Origin of the sequence: Microbacterium ulmi, assembly GCF_011759705.1 — a bacterium.
GTDB classification, from domain to species: Bacteria; Actinomycetota; Actinomycetes; order Actinomycetales; family Microbacteriaceae; genus Microbacterium; species Microbacterium ulmi.
In genome coordinates this window covers 1765907-1783290 of sequence record NZ_JAAOZF010000001.1, presented here as the reverse complement: position 1 = coordinate 1783290, position 17384 = coordinate 1765907, and the positions used below count along the sequence as shown (strand labels likewise).

Sequence of the window (17384 nt, the reverse complement as noted above, 5' to 3'; positions counted from 1 at the left end):
CGGCCGCCGATTCCGGGCGCGGACGGGTCGGGTCGCCGCGTCATTGCCTGACGCTGCTCCTGACGCAGCGACGTCGCTGCTTGTCTGACGACCTTACAGAAATTCGGCGATGAATCGCAAGAAGTTTCTCGCTTCGCGACGATGTCCCGCGGAAACATGCGGTCTGTCGAGGAAATCCTCTCTCCGTGATGCCTGACTGTTATGCTTGACCGTCAGACCACAACCCTTCTAGTTTGGATTCCGATGAGCGACCTCATGTCCGTGCCGGCCACACCGGAGCCTGGAGAACGCGCACCGCTCGCCGGGCTCGGCGGGCAACGGCGTTTCGCCATCGCGCCTGTGCGCGAGGGCGTCGCCGACCAAATCAGGTCCGCGATCCTCCGGCTCGAGCTCAAGCCCGGACAACGCCTCATCGAGCGCGAGCTCGTGGAGGCCATGGGGGTGTCGCGGCCGACGATCCGCGAGGCGCTCCAGCAGCTCACCGCCGAGGGCCTCGTGTCCACCGAACGCGGTCGCGGCTGGCTGATCCACGCGCCGAGCTACGACGAGGCCGCCGACCTGTACGAGATCCGCGCGCGTCTCGAGGGGATGGCGAGCCGCCGGTTCACCGAGCGGGCGTCGGAGGAGCACGTGCGACGGCTGCGGGAGGCCGTCGAGGGCCTCGCCGAGCTGGTCGAGGCCGGGAGGCCGGCGCTGGAGCTCGTCTCCCAGAAGGACAAGTTCTACGACGTGCTGTTCGAAGGAGCGGGCGGCGACGCGATCCGCCAGATCGTGACCGGCCTCCAGGCCAGGATCACGGTCCTGCGGTCGACGACGCTGAACGTCTCCGGCCGCCCCGCCCTCATGGTGGAGGAGATCCGCGCGATCGTGAGCGCCGCCGAGCGGCGCGACGCCGACACCGCCGAGCGCGCATGCGTCCGGCACGTCCGGGAGGCCGCGCGCGTCGCCCTGGGCGCGATGCGCGCGCCCGCCGCCCCTGCGACGGATGCCGCCGGGGCGGCGCCGAGACCCTGATCGCCCGATCCGAACCAGAACGATGGAGTGTCTGCGTGTCCCCTGACCAACCGCCTCTCTCCCGCGCGCTTGCCGCGTTCGCCCTCGGCGACGAGCCCGCGATCCTCGACCGCCGAGGACGCAGGCTCGCGATCCCGCCGATCGTCGACTCGGTGGCGGTCATCCTCGCCGGGAACGCCAGCGAGGCGGGGCGGGCGAGCAGGCGATACGTGCACGCGGCGTGGCCGCAGGCGGCCGGCCCGGGGTGGACGTCCGGCTCGGACGCGGGGCTTCCCGTGGAGCTGGCGGCCCTCATCAATGCCTGGATGGGGCACGCGCTCGACTACGACGACGCGCTTCCGGGGTCGGGGCACCTCAGCGTCCCGATGCTGGCGGCCGCCCTCGCCGCCGGCGACGCCCGGGAGCAGCCGCTGTCGGGCGGGGAGCTCGTCGACGCATTCCTCGTCGGATTCGAGATCGCCGCCAAGACGGGCATGGCCCTCGGCGTCGCCCACTATCGGCGCGGGTGGCATACCACCGTGACGGCGGGCACGATCGGGACGACCGCGGCCGCCGGCCGGATCCTGGGGCTCGATCGCGACCGGCTGACCGCGGCGTTCGGCATCGCCGCGTCGTCGGTCGCGGGCCTTCAGCGCAACTTCGGCACGACGACGAAGCCGCTTCACAGCGGTCTGGCCGCGCGGAACGGCCTCGCCGCCGCCCTCCTGGCGCTCGCCGGAGTCTCGTCAGACGAACTGGCCATCGACGGGGAGCGCGGTCTGCTCGATCTGTACGGTCTCGGCGAAGCACGACCCGAGTTCCTCCGCACCCTGCACGAGCCGTGGGCGATCGAGAGCCCGGGGACGGGACTCAAGCTCTATCCCGCCTGCTACGCCGCCGCCCGGCCCGTCGACGCCCTGCTCGCCCTGCGCGCCCGGCACGCTCTTCACGCGGACGACGTCGAGGAGATCCGGCTCGCCGTCCCGAAGAACGGCCTGCACCCGATGATCCACCACGAGCCGAAGACGGGACTGAACGCGAAGTTCAGCATGGAGTACGTGCTCGCCGCGGCGCTCGCCGACGGAGGCCTCGACCTCGCATCCTTCGAGGACGCCGCCGTCTCGCGCCCCGCGGTGCGCGAGCTCATGAGCCGGGTGCGCCTGAGCGAGGATCGCGCGCTCCGGCCGGAGGATCCGGATGCCCTCCGCAGCAGCCCCGCGACGGGCGGCCGCGTCGTCGTCGAGCTCGTGCTCCGCGACGGCCGCCGCGTGGAGGCGACCGTCGCGCATCCGAAGGGCTCCCCCTCGGCGCCCTTCGATCGGGACGATCTCGAAGGCAAGTTCATGACGTGCGCCCGTTTCGGCGGCTTCGCCGAGGAGCCGGCGCGCGCTGCGTTCGACGCGCTCATGGAGCTGGAGGACGTCGACGACGTGCGATCGGTGCTCCAGACTCTCCGGCCCGCGACGGCGGGCATCCGATGAACGCCCGCGAGAGGGGCGCGCTCGCGGGCCTCACGGTCGTCGAGGTCGGCGGCTCCCAGACGCTCTATGCGGGCAAGCTGCTCGCCGACCAGGGCGCCGACGTCGTCCTCGTCGAGCCGAGCGACGGTCACGACAGCAGGAGACGGAAGCCGGTCGTCCTCGCCGACGACGGCGAGGCGGTCTCCGCCTCGTTCGCCTATCTGAACAGCGCCAAGCGGCTGCTCCGACTGCCCGACGACGACGCGACGGCGGCGGAGAGGCTCCGCGCCGCGATGGCGACGGCCGACATCGTCCTCGCCGGCGGATCTCCTCGCGAGCTCGAACGACTCGGGATCGTCCCGGAGGCTCTCGCCGACACGCTGCTGGTGACCGTGACCCCCTTCGGCTGGACGGGACCGTGGCGTGACCTCCATGCCGACGAGCTCGTGCTCAACGCCCTCGGCGGCATGACGGCGCTCGGCGGCTATGCCGACGGCCGGCCGCTTCAGCCGCCCGCGGGGCTCGCCTACAACGCGGCCGGGCTCTTCGCGGCCGTCGCGACCGCCGCCAGACTCGTTCGCGGAGCACCCGTCGTCGGACACGTTGACGTCTCGATCCACGAGGTCGTCGTCATGGGACTGGAGAACGCCGCCCAGTTCTGGGACCTCGAGCGGAAGGTCCGCGTCCGCACCGGGGGCGTGGACTCCCAGGTCGGCCGAGGCGTGTACGCCTGCGCGGACGGCTACGTGTACATCATGCTCGGCCTGTCCGCGGGATCCGCGTTCTGGGGCCGCTTCGTCGCCTGGATGCGCGAGGAGGGCGTCGCCGGGCTCGAACTGCTCGAGGGCGCGCGATGGGCCGAGCGGAGCTTCATCGAGAGCGACGAGGCGAAGGCGACGTTCCGCGCAGTCGTCGAGCCCTACCTGCGCGCGCACACGAAAGTGGATCTCTACGAGGCCGCGATCGAGCGCTCGATTCCGCTCGCGCCGGTGAACGACATGGCGGACGTGCTGCGCGAACTGCAGCTGCTCGCGCGCGACTTCTTCATCCCGGCGGAGGGCTCCGCGCGAGGACGCGCGCCGGGCGCCCCGTACCAGCTCAGCGCCACGCCGGCGCGGCCCCGCCTCGCACTGCGCCGGGACGGCCGGAGCAGCGCATCGGCCGTCCGCGACGCCCCGGTCCCGCACGAAGACCGGCGGGCCCTCCGCGGTCGCCGTCCCCTCGAGGGCGTGCGCGTCGTGGACTTCTCCTGGGTCGGCGCAGGGTCCTACTTCACTCGGACCCTCGCAGACATGGGGGCCGACGTCGTGAAGGTCGAGAGCGGCGCCCGCGTCGACCAGATCCGGGTCTCCCCTCCGTTCCTGGATGGGATCTGGGGAGTCGACCGGAGCGGATACTTCGCCGACCGAAACTCGAGCAAGCGCAGCATGACAGTCGACCTCAAGCGCCCGGAGGGCCTCGAGCTGGTGCTCGGGCTCATCGCGGGCGCCGACGTCGTCGCGAGCAACTTCGCGCCCGGCACGATGGAGCGCCTCGGCCTCGGCTACGAGGCGGTCCGCGCCCGGCGCCCCGACGTCGTCTACGTGTCGATGTCGATGCAGGGCGCCGGCGGACCGCGCTCCCGCGTCGTGGGCTACGGGCTCACGATCGGGGCTCTGAGCGGACTGCACTCGCTCGTCGGCGAGAGCGGCCGCGAGCCGATAGGGACGGGGACGAACTACCCGGACCACATCCCGAGTCCCGGCCATGCGGCGTTCGCCGCCCTCAGCGCCCTCCGCCACCGCGCGCTCACCGGCGAGGGCCAGCTGCTCGAGCTCTCCCAGGTCGAGGCGACGGTCGCGATGCTCGGAGCGGACGCGCTCGCCGCGAGCCTGGGCATCCCGACGCCCCCGCAGGCGAACGACGTGCGGCGTCCCGGCGTGCACGACGTCTTCCCGACGGCCGGAGTCGATCGCTGGATCGCCATCTCCGCCGAGGCGGACCAGCTCGGCGCCCTCTCCGAGGCGCTCGGCATCGCGGCGCCCGATCTCGACGAAGAGTCCCTCATCGCGGCGGCGTCGAGCGGCTTCGACGGTCGCGAGCTCATGGAGGCGCTTCAGGCGCGCGGCGTGGCGGCGGGCGTCGTGCAGGACGCCCGCGACCTCATTGAGGACGATCCTCAACTCGCCCATCGCGCGCACTGGGTGCGTCTGCCCCGCCCGGGGGTGGGCGCGTTCCTCTACAACGCCCTGCCCTTCCGGTTCGACGACGTCGACGTGCGGCCGCAGACGGGGTTCCCCGCGCTCGGCGAGCACACGCGCGAGGTCCTCGAGGAGGCGGGAGTCGGCGCCGACGAGATCGGCCGGCTCGAGGCGGACGGGGTTCTCGCGTGACAGCCTCCGACGCCGGCCGGCAGGGACGAAGGAGCTGAGATGAGCCTGATCAGGACGTCCGAGAACGGCATCGCCGTCCTCACGATCGACCGGCCCGAGGCGGCGAACTCACTCGACTCGGCGCTTCGGGCCGAGCTCGTGCGGGGCTTCGAATGGGCCGAGGCCGATCCGGCGGTCCGCGTCATCCTTCTCACGGCGACCGGAGACCGCGTGTTCTGCGCGGGATCCGATCTCAACGACACGGCTCTCGACGACTTCGACTACGCCGCGGACGAGCTCTTCGGAAGCCCGCCGCGTCCGCACTTCCACCGCTCCCTCGACACGACCAAGCCCGTCGTGTGCGCCGTCAACGGCCATGCGCTCGGCGGCGGCCTCGAACTCGCGCTCCTCGCCGACATCCGCATCGCGGCGACGTCAGCGACGTTCGGGTTCCCCGAGGTGAAGGTCGGGAGCATGCCCGGCGCCGGGGCCACTCAGCGCCTCCCGCGACTGGTCGGGATGTCGGCCGCATCTCATCTGCTCCTCACCGGCGAGCGCGTGTCGGCGGAGGAGGCGCAGCGGCTCGGGCTCGTCAGCGAATGCGTCGCCCCGGACCGCCTGCTCGACCGCGCCCGCGAGATCGCCGAGGCGATCGCCCGCAACGCCCCACTGTCCGTCCGCGCCGTCAAGCGGGCGCTGCTCGCGAGCCAGGAGCTGCCCCTCGCACAGGGGCTCGAGCTCGAGCGGCAGCTCTTCGGCCTCATCCGCTCGACGCGGGATCGCGCGGAGGGCCGTGCCGCCTTCCGAGAGCGCCGCGCCGCGCGCTTCGAGGGACGTTGACCATGCCGCCGCCCGCCGCAGACGACCTCTACGAGGTCCTCGTCGTCAAGTACGCGGAGTTCGCGACCACGCGTCGGGACGTGTACCTGCACTACGACCTCTACGGGGAGCCGGACGGCCCGATCGAGCTCGCCTACTACGTGTGGATCGCCCGCAACGGCGCGCGCACGGTCGTCATCGACACGGGCTTCCGTCCGAGCGTCGGCCGCGCGCGCGGCAGGACGCCGCTCCAGGATCCCGTCGAGGCCTGCGAGCGAGTCGGCGTCCGCGCCGCGACGGTGCGCGACGTCGTGCTCACCCACGCCCACTTCGACCACGCCGGATGCCTGGACGCGTTCCCGGACGCGACGGTGCATATGACGGCGCGCGAGCACGAGTTCTGGCGCGGCGGCCTGCGCTCGCGGATCCTGCTGGGCGGGGCCGTCGAAGACGCGGACCTCGCGGCGCTCGACCGCGCACGCTCGGAGGGGAGGATCGCCGTCTTCGCCGATCGGAGCCGGCCGTGGCCCGGGATCGAGCTCGTCCGCGTCGGCGGCCATACGCCCGGTCAGTGCATCGCCCTGGTGGAGACCTTGGAGGGGACGGTCCTCATCGCGTCCGACGCCGCTCACCTGGATGAGGAGATCGACCGCGACATGCCGTTCTGGCTCGTGGCGGACCTCCCGGAGATGTACGAAGGCCTCCGGCTGATCCGGGATCTGAGAGCGAGCGGACGAGTGGCTCACGTGCTCACGGGACACGACCCGGCCGTTCTCGCGCGATTGCGGCCCCTGCCGGGCGGCGAGGGGCTGGTCGGCGTCATCGGAGGCTTCTCCGGCGAAGAACGGCTCGAGAGGGGAGCGATATGGCCAGCGGAATAGCCGGCAAGGTCGTCGTCGTCACCGGTGCCGCCAGCGGCATCGGAAGGGCCGCCGTGCGGCTGTTCGCCGACGAGGGCGCGTCCGTGGTCGCGGTGGATGTCGACGCGGACGCCCTCGCCCGCTCGATCACCGACGCGCCGCCGGGCGTGCTGCCCGTCGCGGCCGACGTGTCCCGAGAAGACGACGTCGACGAGTACATGACGCGGGCCGTGCGGCGGTTCGGCCGCATCGACGGCCATTTCCTCAACGCGGGGATCTTCGGGTCGTTCGCCGAGCTCCCCGACGTGACCCTCGAGGAGTTCCGGCACGTCTTCGACGTCAACGTCGGCGGCCAGTTCCTCGGGATGCGCGCCGCGTTCCGCCAGTTCGCCCTCCAGGAAGGCGCCGGCGCGATCGTCCTCACCGCCTCCATCGCCTCGCTCGCCGGAAGCTCCGATCTGCTCGCCTACCACGCGTCCAAGCACGCCACGGTGGGCCTGGTCCGCGCCGGATCCGTCTACGGCGGACCGCTCGGCATCCGCGTGAACGCCGTCGCCCCCGGGATCGTCCCGACACGGCTCTTCATCGCCGACGCGGACGCGCGCGGAGGCGCGAACGACATGGAGTCGCGCGCTGCGACGACTCCCCTGCGTCGCGCCGGCGCCCCGCGCGAGATCGCGACCGTCGCCGCGTTCCTCCTCGCCGACGACTCCTCCTATGTCACGGGCCAGGTGCTCTCGGCGGACGGCGGCGCGTCAGCGGTGAACACGGTCCGCCCCTCAGGCGGGGCCGGGGCCTGGGACGCCGCGGCGTTCGACGCCAGCTTCTACCGATACCCGCGCGGAGGAGCAGCATCCGCGCACGAGACCCACGACGACAGGATCGAATCATGATCAATGAGGGAACCCACAGCGAGACGTACGAGCGAGGCCTCGAGATCAGACGGGCGGTGCTCGGCGCCGAGCACGTCGAGCGCTCCGTCGCCGGAGCGAGCGCCTTCACCCTCCCCATGCAGGAGCTCGTCATCGAGTACTGCTGGGGCACCGTCTGGGGGCGCGACGGACTCGCGCCCGGGACGCGCAGCCTCATCAACCTCGCCATGCTCGCGGCGCTCAACCGCCCGCACGAGCTCGCTCTGCATGTGCGGGGGGCAGTGTCCAACGGCGCGACGAACGAGGAGATCCAGGAGGCGCTCCTTCAAACCGCGATCTACGCGGGCGTGCCCGCCGCGCTCGAGGCGTTCCGGGTCGCGAACGGCGTGCTGGAGGAGCTGGGTCGCCTTGACTGAGACGATCGCCTTCGTCGGCCTCGGGAACATGGGCGTACCGATGAGCCGACGGCTCGTAGAGGCCGGATACCGCGTGCTCGGCGCCGATCCGAGCGCGGCTGCGCAGGCGTCCGCCGCGGCGTTCGGCGTGACGATCGTGAAGGATGCCGCGGCGGCCGCGGCGGCATCCGACGTCCTCATCCTGATGCTGCCCAACTCCGACGTCGTCGAGACCGTCCTCCTGGACGATCGCGTCGCCGCCGCCCTGCGTCCCGGCGCGCGCGTCATCGACATGAGCTCGTCCGAACCCGTGCGCACGCGCACGCTCGCCGGCGAGATCGCTCGGCGTGCGGCCGCGCTCATCGACGCCCCGGTGTCCGGAGGAGTACGCGGAGCGCGCGAAGGGACGCTCACGGTGATGGCCGGCGGCGACCCGGCCGACGTGGACGCGGTGTCCGGCATCCTGGCGACCTTCGGACGAGTCCGCCACGTCGGCCCGACGGGTTCCGGCCACGCCCTCAAGGCGCTCAACAACCTGCTCTCCGCGACGCATCTCTGGGCGACCAGCGAAGCCGTCCTGATCGCGGAGCGCTTCGGCGTGAGCCCTGCGGCCGCCTTGGACGTCGTCAATGGATCCAGCGGCCGCAGCGGATCCTCCGAGGCGAAGTGGCCGAGCTTCATCCTCCCGGGGACGTACGACTCGGGATTCTCGGTGGGCCTCATGGCCAAGGACGTGGGCATCGCGGTCGGACTCATGGAGCAGCTCGGTCTGACGTCGGACGTCGGCCGGGCGGTCCTGGCCGACTGGTGCCGCGCGGCGGACGATCTGGGCGCCGCCGCCGATCACACCGAAGTGGCGCGGTGGATCTCAGAGCGGCTGGCGTGAGCCGTCGCGGCGGCGTGCGCGCGAAGCCGCATTCCTTGCCGGCATCGCGGACAGCGATTGTCGTGACGCGATGCGGGAGGTGATCGCGCGATGTACCGCTTTGGGCGTCGAGGTCACGTGGCGATCGCCGGGTGCGTCCCTGGCGCGAAGCGGGTTGCTTCCAAGCTGTTGGCTTGCACATTCGGGACCGACGCGTTGCCACGCGCGCATGCGGAGATCGTGGCGGCGATCGGATCCCTCGCGCGCGAAGTGAGTGAAGACGGCGCGGGCATGGCCTGACTCCTGGCCCGTCCGACCAATTCCGGGCGCGCGTCAGAACGTGGGTAGGTTGACGTGGTTGTTCGCCAATGCCCCGTCGGCAAAGGTCGCGCCTTCACGATCTCCGTGCACTGCAATCCGCCGTTGCCGAGGCCGTTGAGATCGCCGTCGCCGACGCCCGCGTCGATGGCCTCGACTGGCTTCAGATCGCGACGCGCTCGGGATCAGCCTCCAAGCCGCGATCAGCCGCCACAGCCGAGGAAGTGACCACCGATGAGCGCGCCCACCGTCAGCGGTGTTCGGTCGACGGCAGGCAGGACTGACATTGCGCCCGCAGGGCCACGGCAGGTAGCCACCAAATGGCGCGCGTCCGCTCCCCCAACGCGCGGGGGGCTAAGCTTGCCGATAGCCCCCTGCGCCACAATATCCCAGATCAGAGGCTGTTTCGATTCCTAACTACGAATCGGTATCGAGCTGGCTGGCGCCGGACGGATGCGCGCCATTTCGCGCGCCATTTGGCGAACGGTGCACATAATGGCGCGCACCCCGGCGGGGGGTCGCGATGACCGAGGTCGCGCAGAGGAGGGCGAGTGGGCCGAGCGGACAAAAGCCGCCGGCTTACATCACCTTCACGCAGCAACTCAAGCCGGTCGCAAGCGCACGCACCCCGACGCGGCCGACAGGGGGCGGGCTCGCGTGGCGGCGACGATGGCTCCGGTCGGCGCCTCAGAGCAGACCTCCCACGACGCGGCCGGACGTGAGCGCCCAGCCGATGTGGTGTCCATGGCCGAGGAGGAGCATCCCTCCCTGACCGACACCGCCGACCGCGTGCAGACCGGAGATCGCGGAGCCGTCCGGGCGCATCACGCGCAGACGGTCGTCGACACGGATCGCACCCTCCGTGACCGTCAGCATGCTGTGCACCGGTCCGAGCGCGATGTACGATCCACGCAGGTGCGACGACGCGAGCGACCTTTGGATCCGGTCGGGGTCGACGCCCAGGCGGCGCCCGAGCTCGATCGCCGAGCCGCCGCGCGCGACGAGGTCCGGTCGGCCGCGCTCGTAGTCCCTGAAGTACGCGAACGCGATGCCCGGCGCCGTCGAGATGTGGTGGGGCGCCTTGTCGAACCGCTGCGCGATGGCCTCGCTCAGGAGGATGTATCCGGTCGCGCCGGGCTCGAGGGCCAGCGCGTCGGCGGGCGGCATCCCGGATGCCACGGGCACGCCCTCACGATTCACGAGAACGGCGCCGCTCGAGAGGAACTCGGCGGTGGGCGACATGTGGGCCACGAGGAACTGCTTCGCGATCGCCGCGAGGACGCCCCTCGGCATCCGGGCGATCGCCTCGGCCTCGAGCGAGCAGAGCCACCTCCACAGCGGCAGCCGCGAGAGCAGCCCCGGTCGATCGGGCGGAGGGAAGCGTAGCTGGGGGCCGAACACGTGCTCCATCCCCACCAGCTCGCCGCCCACCTCGCCGGCGAGACGATGACCGAGTCCGAGCGCGGCGGGGTTGACGGGTCGCGCTCCGCGGGCGGCGGCCGTCAGATGCTCTGCGCGCAGCGCGTCGCTCGCGCTGAAGTCGCCCGTCGCGAGGACGACCCCACGGCGCGCCCGCACGTCCTCCTGCCGACCGTCCACACGGACGCTGACGCCCGAGACGCCCTCGCCGTCGACGACGAGTCCCGTGACCTCCGCCTCGCGCCGGATGCAGACGCCCGCGGCTCTCGCCGCCGCGTCCAGGCGCGCGATGTAGGCGCGCGAGTCGGGCACGACGTTGTGCATGCGCGGCGTGCGGTGCGGGGGCTCGAGGAAGGGGCCCGCGAAGGTCACTCCGATGCCGAGGAGCCAGTCGATCGTCGCCCCGGAGTGCTGCGCGTAGAGCTCGCGCAGGTGCGGCGCGTCGCCGCTGAGCAGGCCGGGGTCGAATCGCCGCATGTCCTCGACGAAGCCCGCCGCATCGTCGAGGATGCCCGCGCGGCGCTGGAGCGACGAGCCCGCGGCCGTGAAGGAGCCGACCGACAGCCGCGTCGTGCCGCCGATGTGGGGCTGTCGCTCGAGCACTACGACGTCGAGACCTCGCTGCGCCGCCGACACGGCGGCCGCGAGCCCGGCGGCACCGGCGCCGACGACCACGACCTCCGCATCCCTGGTCACGACGGGCGGCTAGCTCTTGTAGACGACGGCGCGCGGGTCGAGCCGTGCATAGATGAGGTCGACGGCGAAGTTCACGGCGATCACCATGACCGAGACGGCGAAGACGCAGGCTTCGATGAGGGGCAGATCCCGGCGCTCGATCGCCTGGATGAAGAGGCTCCCGATGCCGGGCCACGCGAAGATCACCTCGATCACGACGGCTCCGTTGAGGAACGAGGCAAGCTCGTCTCCCGCCAGCGTGACGATCGGGATCCCCGCGTTCTTGAGGGCGCTCCGGCGCAGGATGCGGTTCTCGGTCAGGCCCTTCGCCCGCAGCGCCTTGATGTAGGGCTTGCGCATCTCCTCGACGAGCGACGATCTCGCGATCTGCGAGATCCGTCCCAGTGGCCGGAACGACAGCGCGATCGCGGGGAGGATCGCATACTGCAGCCCGTTGAACCCGGAGGTCGGCAGCCATCGCAGCTGCACGGCGAAGAAGAGGATCAGCATGAGGCCCAGCCAGAACTCGGCGATCGAGACGCCCGCGAGCGAGATCACCGTGAGCAGCCGGTCGACGAGCGACCCCGGGCGACGAGCGGACGCCAGGCCGAGCACGAGGGCGCCCGTGAGCGAGACGGCGAGCGCGATGGCCGCCAGCAGCAGGGTCGCGGGCAGGCGCTCGAGGACGAGCTGCAGCGCGGGCACCCCTTGCCACGTCGAGTCGCCGAAGTCTCCGTGGAGCCACCCGCCCACCGACCGCACGAAGCGCTCCCACAGCGGGTCGTCGAGGCCCAGCGACTCGCGCAGCGCCAGATAGACCGACTCGGGAGCGTTCGGGGGAAGCATGAGGCGTGCCGGGTCGCCGATTTGGTCGACGACGACGAAGACGACGACGAGCACGCCGATCAGGACGAGCGCCGAGTAGGCCAGTCGCCGCAGTGCATATCTCAGGATCATCGGCGGACTGCCCCGTCGAGGTCCGGGGCGAGCTCGAGGTCCTCCCACCCGATGTCGTCCCGGCCCGAGCGGGCTCGGATCGAGCTCGCGATGAGGTTGATGCTCAGAGTCGTGACGAGGATCGCGAGGCCCGGGAAGGCCACGAGCCACCAGGCCGCCGTGATGTACTCGCTCCCCTGCGCCAGTAGGAGACCCCACGACGTGTCGGGCGGCTGGATGCCCAAGCCCAGGAAGCTCAGCGACGCCTCCGACAGCAGGACGACGGCGACCTCGAGGGTCGCGAGGATCATCACGGGGCCAGCCAGATTGGGCACGATGTGTTGTGCGAGGGTTCGCAGGTGGGACGCCCCGAGCGACCGCGAGGCCTCGACGAACAGCTCCGTCCGCAGCGAGAGCACGAGGCTGCGTGTGACGCGTGCGTAGACCATCCACCTCGTGATCGCCAGGACGAAGATCACGTTGAGCATGCTGGGGCCGAGCACGTAGAGCACGAGGAGCGCGATGAGAAGCGACGGGATGCTCATCTGGATGTCGACGAGGCGCATGATCACCTGGTCGGCCCAGCCCCGGAAGTAGCCGGCCAGGAGTCCCATCGTGACACCGATCGTTCCCGAGACGAGCACGCTCGCGACGCCGACCATGAGCGACACCCTGCCGCCGAGCATGATCCTCGTCAGCAGGTCCCGTCCGAGCGGGTCCGTGCCCAGCAGGTAGGGCAGCCAGGTGTCCGAGGGGGTCAGAGGCGGCAGGTTCCTCGCCGCGACGTTGCTGAGGTACGGATCGAACGGCATGATCGCCTGGACGAACACGGCGCTGAACACCACCGCCGCCAAGGCGACCACCGCGATCTTGAACACCAGGCCCCGGCTCAGTCGCCGGAACGCCCTCGCGGTCTTTGCGCTCGTCATGCGACTGCCTCCTGGTCGCGCAGTGCCGCGATCTCGTGGTCCGTCAAGCCGAGATCGCGGAGGATCTCCTGCGTATGCGCACCGTGCTCGGGAGGCGGAATGCGCACGTCCGCCGGCGATGCGCTCAGCCGGTACGGCGGACCCACGAGCCTGACCGGGCCGTGAGGACCCTGCACGTCGCGGACGATGCCGTTGTGCAGCACCTGAGGATCGGAGAACGCCTCCCGGAGCGTGTGGACGGGTGCTGCGAAGATGTCGCGCGGAACCATCTCTTCGAGCCATTCGGCTGTCGTGCGTTCGCGCATTCGCGACTCGATGATCTCTTCCATCTCCGCGCGGTTCTCGTCGCGGAGCGCGTACGACGCGAATCGTGGGTCCTTCGTGAGGTCGGGGATTCCGAGCACCTCGGAGATCAGCGCGATCTGTCGGCCGCTCGAGAGCGCGATGTAGCCGTCCGAGGTCGCATAGAAGCCATACGGCGGCGGGATGTAGGCGTGGGCGTGCATGGGCGTGCCGCGTTCGGGCTCGCCGATGTCGCTGTTCATGAAGTGCACGGCGTGCTCGGAGAGGACCGCGACGGCGCTGTCCAGCAACGACACCTCCACGCGCTGCCCCTCCCCTGTCCGTTCGCGGTGCAGCAGTGCCGCCAGCACCGCAAACGCGCCGTTCATCCCCCCGAGCAGATCGCTGATCGACATGCCGACCGCGGTCGGACGACCCGTCGCCGACACGTTCATCGCGCCGAGTCCCGCGATGGCCTGGATGAGCAGGTCCTGACCCGGCCTGGCCTCGTAGGGACCGTCCGGCCCGTATCCCGAGGCGGACGCGTAGATGATGCCGGGGTTCAGCCTGCGGCAGTCCTCGTACCCGAAGCCGAGCCGATCCATGACGCCCGGCCGGAAGTTCTCGTAGACGACGTCGGCGGCGGCGATCAGCCGACGGGCGACGTCCTTCCCCGCCTCCGACTTCAGATCGACGGCGATGCTGCGCTTGTTGCGATTGGCGGCGAGGAACATGGACGAATAGAGAGACGGGTTGCCCTCCGGATAGCGCACGTCGATGCTCCCGTCCGGGGCGAGGGCGACGAGCCGTTCCACCTTGACGATGTCGGCGCCGAGGTCGCCGAGCATCTGGGTCGCATAGGGGCCCTGCATACGCTCGGTGAAGTCGACGATCCTCACCCCGTCGAGGACGCCGCGCCGCGCCGAGCCGTCCGGGCGTTCAGACGACATTCACGCCTCCATCCACCGACAGCACCGCGCCCGTCGTGAACGACGCCGTCGGCGACAGCAGAGACACGATCGCGTTCGCCTGCTCCTCCGCTCGCCCGGCACGTCCGAGGGGGATGCCGGGTCGGAACTCCGAGAGGTTGCCCAGGATCTTGTCCCCCAGGATGTGGTCGCCCTCGAGGGCGACAGCCCGATCGATGCGGGGAGTGAGCGTCAGTGCCGGGGCGAGGACATTCGCGCGGATGTCGTGACGCGCGAGCTCCAGGGCGACCACCTTGGTGAGATGGATGACGCCCGCCTTGCTGCTGCAGTATGCCGCGAGCCGTACGCGCGGCATCAGCCCGGTCACGGACGCGATCGTGACGATCGATCCGCCCCGACCGCCCGCGATCATCACGCGAGCGGCGATGCGCACGGCGATCAGCGTCCCCTTGACGAGCACACGCTGCACGGTCGCCCAGGTGTCGAGGTCGAGGTCGAGGAAGCTGATCGGCGTCTGGCGCACGCCCGCCGCGGTGACGAGCCCGTCGAGCGCTCCGAATCGGGCGACGACCGTGTCGACGGCGACGGTCATGGCCGCCTCATCCGTCGTGTCGCTCGCCGCCCCGATCGTGCGCTCCCTGCGGGGATCGACCTCGTCGAGCGCGTCCTCGATCCCTTCCGGGACGAGGTCTACGACACCGACGTTCGCCCCGGCAGCGAGCAGTCGCTTCACGGTCGCCAGGCCGATGCCGCTCGCACCGCCGGTGACGACCACTGTCCGTCCCGACAGGCCCAGCCCGTCTGCGTCGATGTCCGATTCAGACAATTGCCGCACCACCGTCGACGGACAGGACCGCACCCGTGATGAAAGAGGCTTCGGGAGACAGCAGGAAGGCGATCGCGGCGGCCTGCTCCTCGGGCTGCGACGCGCGACGCAGCGGAATCCCCGGACGGAATGCCTCGAGGGAGCCTGCGACCTTGACGTCGAAGAGCTGATCCCCCTCATCGCGCATCGCGCGCTTGAGCATCGGGGTCTGCGTCACCGCCGGACAGACGACGTTGACCCTGATCTGGTGCTGCGCGAGCTCGAGGGCGAGCACTTTGCTGAGCTGGATCACGGCGGCCTTGCTCGTGCAGTAGGCCGAGAGGCCCATGCGGGTCATGATCCCCGCGACCGACGAGATCGTGACGATCCCGCCTGGCGTCTCCGAGGCGATCATCGCTCGCGCGGCTACTCGCGCGGCTATGAAGGTACCCGCGACGTTGATGTGCTGAACGCGGTCCCACAGCTCGAGGTCGAGGTCGAGGAAGCTGGCCGAGGTCTGCCGGATCGCGGCCGAGGTCACGAGGCCCGTGATGCTCCCGAACCTCGTCTCCGTGGCCGCGACCGCCTCGGTCATGGCGGCTTCGTCGGTGGTGTCAGCGGGAACCGCGATCGCCACCGATCCGTCGGGAGAGACATCCGCCGCCGCCCGCGCGACGGCGTCGGGGTCCAGGTCGACGATCCCGACCTTCGCTCCGCGGCTCACGAGCTTCTTGGCAGTGGCAAGGCCGATTCCACCGGCACCGCCGGTGACGATCACGACTTCAGAGGTAGGCATTTCGTATCTTGTTCCTTCCAGATGGATCCGGGACTGCTTGTACTGCGTGCCGACGCGACGCGGGACCGGCTCGACCCCGCGTCGCGACAACGTCACTTGATGCCGATCTCCTTGATCAGGATCAGACCGTCCTGGCGGGGGGACCAGTCCACTCGGTCCGACAGCCCGAAGTGGAAGGCCTGCTGACCGATCGGCACGACCGGGACCTGCTCGTAGAAGTACGCGCCGAGGGCCTGGTATGCGGCATCCCGCTCATCGCCGCTCAGCTGCGATGCCGCAGCGGCCTCCTTCTCGACGTCCTGGTCGCAGAACGCCGATCGCGTGGACGCGCACTGGTAAAGGCTGAACACGCTCAACGAGAAGTCGCCGAGCTCGTTGCCGTGGCTGTTGAGACCGATGAGACCCCGCTCGGGCGGGATGTTGTCGTATCCGACCTGCCACTGCTCCTCGAACGTGGCCGTCTCGACGACCTCGCTGCGGACATTGAGCCCGATCGCGGTGAGGGACTCGCCGATGAGCTGGATCACCTCGTCGGCGCGAGGGACCAGGTCGGCGCGGGCGATCACGTAGAGCTGGGTCGAGTCGACCGGGACGCCGTCTGCCTTGGCCTCGGCGACGAGCCTCTTCGCCTCGTCGGGGTCGTACGGATACGGCTCGAGCGAGTCGTTGAACCCCAGCACCGTCGGCCCGATCACCATCGGCGACGGCTCGCCGCCCCCGATGATGCCGTTGAGGATCTGGTCCTTGTCGAACGACAGGGAGATCGCCTGGCGGATGCGGATGTCGCTGAGCACGGGGTTGACCATGTCCATGCGAACGACCAGGGTCTCGACGGTCGGCGTGCTCTCGCACTGCGGAGCGAGCTCGCACTGCTCGCTCGTGAGCCACCGCGCGATGTCCGCCTCACCCGACTGGATCATCGCCGATCGGACCTCCGACTCCGGACGGAAGACGAACGTCACGTCCTTGATCGCCTCGTTGGACCCGTGCGCGTCTTCGGGCGCGCGGCGGCCCCACCAGTCCTCGAACGCGGTCGCATGGATCTGCTGACCGGGCTGATAGTCGACGAACTTGTAGGGACCGGTTCCGACGGGATTGCGGGCATATCCATCGGGATCGGCGTCGACCGCGGCCATCGAGGGGATCGTGAAGAAGAACATGCGGTCGGGGAGGATCGGGTCGGGAGCCGCCGTCTTCACCTCCAGCGTGTATTCGTCGACGGCGCGCGCCGTGATCTCCGGGCCGACGTAGACGCGGACGAGGAAGGCGTTGTCGGGGTCGACCACGAAGTTCAGCCCCGCGGCTGCGGCCTCTGCGTTGAAGTCGGTCCCGTCGTGGAACGTGACGCCCTCGCGAAGGGTGAAGTTCCACGTCAGGTCGTCGACCTTCTCCCAGGAAGTAGCGAGCTCACCGACGAGCTCGTGCGTCTCTGGATCCCGGTTCACGAGAGCCTCGAGCATGTTGCGCAGCACCGGGTGACCGTCGTTCGCGTAACTGAGCCAGCTTGCCAGGGTCCGCGGTTCGGTCGGCAGCGCGATCGTGATCGACGTGCCACCGTCTTCCGTCGTGGGGGGTTGCGGCGTACAGGCTGCCAGCGCGAGCATCGCGGCGACTCCGACGATCGCCGTGAGTCCCCTGGCCCGGCGCCGGACTCTTGCGAGTCCAGGTGTTGAGTCCATC

Annotated in this window: 15 protein-coding genes; 8 read left to right on the top strand and 7 right to left on the bottom strand. The window is 70.4% G+C overall.

The window, feature by feature from the left end; all coding sequences use genetic code 11:
• Positions 1-243 precede the first annotated feature (243 nt).
• The 8 genes from FHS08_RS08495 to FHS08_RS08460 are packed head-to-tail and all read left to right on the top strand — an operon-like array spanning position 244 to position 8636.
• Positions 244-1014: a GntR family transcriptional regulator gene (locus FHS08_RS08495; protein ID WP_167037963.1), complete on the top strand. Its 771-nt coding sequence runs from the start codon at positions 244-246 to the stop codon at positions 1012-1014.
• Positions 1015-1049: 35 nt separating this feature from the next.
• Positions 1050-2474, top strand: coding sequence for an MmgE/PrpD family protein (locus FHS08_RS08490; RefSeq protein ID WP_167037960.1), 1425 nt, complete (start codon positions 1050-1052; stop codon positions 2472-2474).
• Positions 2471-4825, top strand: a complete 2355-nt coding sequence (locus FHS08_RS08485; protein ID WP_167037956.1) for a CaiB/BaiF CoA-transferase family protein — start codon at positions 2471-2473, stop codon at positions 4823-4825. Before FHS08_RS08490 ends, FHS08_RS08485 begins: the two co-directional genes overlap by 4 nt.
• 39 nt (positions 4826-4864) lie before the next feature.
• The gene (locus FHS08_RS08480; RefSeq protein WP_167037953.1) at positions 4865-5644 is read left to right on the top strand and encodes an enoyl-CoA hydratase/isomerase family protein; all 780 of its coding nucleotides are present in this window, start codon (positions 4865-4867) and stop codon (positions 5642-5644) included.
• A 2-nt stretch (positions 5645-5646) separates the two neighbouring features.
• On the top strand, positions 5647-6504 hold the full coding sequence (locus tag FHS08_RS08475; RefSeq protein ID WP_167037950.1) for an N-acyl homoserine lactonase family protein: 858 nt from the start codon (positions 5647-5649) through the stop codon (positions 6502-6504).
• Positions 6489-7376 (top strand): SDR family NAD(P)-dependent oxidoreductase, encoded by an 888-nt coding sequence (locus FHS08_RS08470; RefSeq protein WP_167037948.1) that lies wholly within the window; start codon positions 6489-6491, stop codon positions 7374-7376. Before FHS08_RS08475 ends, FHS08_RS08470 begins: the two co-directional genes overlap by 16 nt.
• Complete coding sequence (gene pcaC / locus FHS08_RS08465) at positions 7373-7771, top strand: 4-carboxymuconolactone decarboxylase (RefSeq protein ID WP_208382241.1); 399 nt, start codon at positions 7373-7375, stop codon at positions 7769-7771. Before FHS08_RS08470 ends, pcaC begins: the two co-directional genes overlap by 4 nt.
• Positions 7764-8636, top strand: a complete 873-nt coding sequence (locus FHS08_RS08460; RefSeq protein ID WP_208382240.1) for an NAD(P)-dependent oxidoreductase — start codon at positions 7764-7766, stop codon at positions 8634-8636. Before pcaC ends, FHS08_RS08460 begins: the two co-directional genes overlap by 8 nt.
• 984 nt (positions 8637-9620) lie before the next feature.
• Here FHS08_RS08460 and FHS08_RS08455 read toward each other — a convergent pair.
• The 7 genes from FHS08_RS08455 to FHS08_RS08425 form a co-directional block, all read right to left on the bottom strand.
• Positions 9621-11048, bottom strand: a complete 1428-nt coding sequence (locus FHS08_RS08455; protein WP_167037941.1) for an FAD-dependent oxidoreductase — start codon at positions 11046-11048, stop codon at positions 9621-9623.
• A gap of 9 nt (positions 11049-11057) precedes the next feature.
• Positions 11058-11984 carry an ABC transporter permease gene (locus FHS08_RS08450; protein ID WP_167037938.1) on the bottom strand — a complete coding sequence of 309 codons (927 nt, stop codon included), beginning with the start codon at positions 11982-11984 and terminating at the stop codon, positions 11058-11060.
• On the bottom strand, positions 11981-12892 hold the full coding sequence (locus FHS08_RS08445) for an ABC transporter permease (RefSeq protein ID WP_167037935.1): 912 nt from the start codon (positions 12890-12892) through the stop codon (positions 11981-11983). The genes FHS08_RS08450 and FHS08_RS08445 overlap by 4 nt, the downstream gene beginning before the upstream one ends.
• Positions 12889-14124 (bottom strand): CaiB/BaiF CoA transferase family protein, encoded by a 1236-nt coding sequence (locus FHS08_RS08440; RefSeq protein WP_167037932.1) that lies wholly within the window; start codon positions 14122-14124, stop codon positions 12889-12891. Before FHS08_RS08440 ends, FHS08_RS08445 begins: the two co-directional genes overlap by 4 nt.
• Positions 14114-14929, bottom strand: coding sequence for an SDR family NAD(P)-dependent oxidoreductase (locus tag FHS08_RS08435; protein WP_167037929.1), 816 nt, complete (start codon positions 14927-14929; stop codon positions 14114-14116). The genes FHS08_RS08440 and FHS08_RS08435 overlap by 11 nt, the downstream gene beginning before the upstream one ends.
• Complete coding sequence (locus tag FHS08_RS08430; protein WP_167037926.1) at positions 14922-15704, bottom strand: SDR family NAD(P)-dependent oxidoreductase; 783 nt, start codon at positions 15702-15704, stop codon at positions 14922-14924. The genes FHS08_RS08435 and FHS08_RS08430 overlap by 8 nt, the downstream gene beginning before the upstream one ends.
• A 92-nt stretch (positions 15705-15796) precedes the next feature.
• On the bottom strand, positions 15797-17383 hold the full coding sequence (locus FHS08_RS08425; protein WP_167037923.1) for an ABC transporter substrate-binding protein: 1587 nt from the start codon (positions 17381-17383) through the stop codon (positions 15797-15799).
• Between the last annotated feature and the right edge of the window lies 1 nt (position 17384).

Coding starts and splice junctions, on each gene's coding strand:
- FHS08_RS08495 (WP_167037963.1), top strand. CDS start 244: ATGAGCGACCTCATGTCCGTGCCGGCCACACCGGAGCCTGGAGAACGC.
- FHS08_RS08485 (WP_167037956.1), top strand. CDS start 2,471: ATGAACGCCCGCGAGAGGGGCGCGCTCGCGGGCCTCACGGTCGTCGAG.
- FHS08_RS08480 (WP_167037953.1), top strand. CDS start 4,865: ATGAGCCTGATCAGGACGTCCGAGAACGGCATCGCCGTCCTCACGATC.
- FHS08_RS08475 (WP_167037950.1), top strand. CDS start 5,647: ATGCCGCCGCCCGCCGCAGACGACCTCTACGAGGTCCTCGTCGTCAAG.
- FHS08_RS08470 (WP_167037948.1), top strand. CDS start 6,489: ATGGCCAGCGGAATAGCCGGCAAGGTCGTCGTCGTCACCGGTGCCGCC.
- pcaC (WP_208382241.1), top strand. CDS start 7,373: ATGATCAATGAGGGAACCCACAGCGAGACGTACGAGCGAGGCCTCGAG.
- FHS08_RS08450 (WP_167037938.1), bottom strand. CDS start 11,984: ATGATCCTGAGATATGCACTGCGGCGACTGGCCTACTCGGCGCTCGTC.
- FHS08_RS08445 (WP_167037935.1), bottom strand. CDS start 12,892: ATGACGAGCGCAAAGACCGCGAGGGCGTTCCGGCGACTGAGCCGGGGC.
- FHS08_RS08440 (WP_167037932.1), bottom strand. CDS start 14,124: ATGTCGTCTGAACGCCCGGACGGCTCGGCGCGGCGCGGCGTCCTCGAC.
- FHS08_RS08430 (WP_167037926.1), bottom strand. CDS start 15,704: ATGCCTACCTCTGAAGTCGTGATCGTCACCGGCGGTGCCGGTGGAATC.
- FHS08_RS08425 (WP_167037923.1), bottom strand. CDS start 17,383: ATGGACTCAACACCTGGACTCGCAAGAGTCCGGCGCCGGGCCAGGGGA.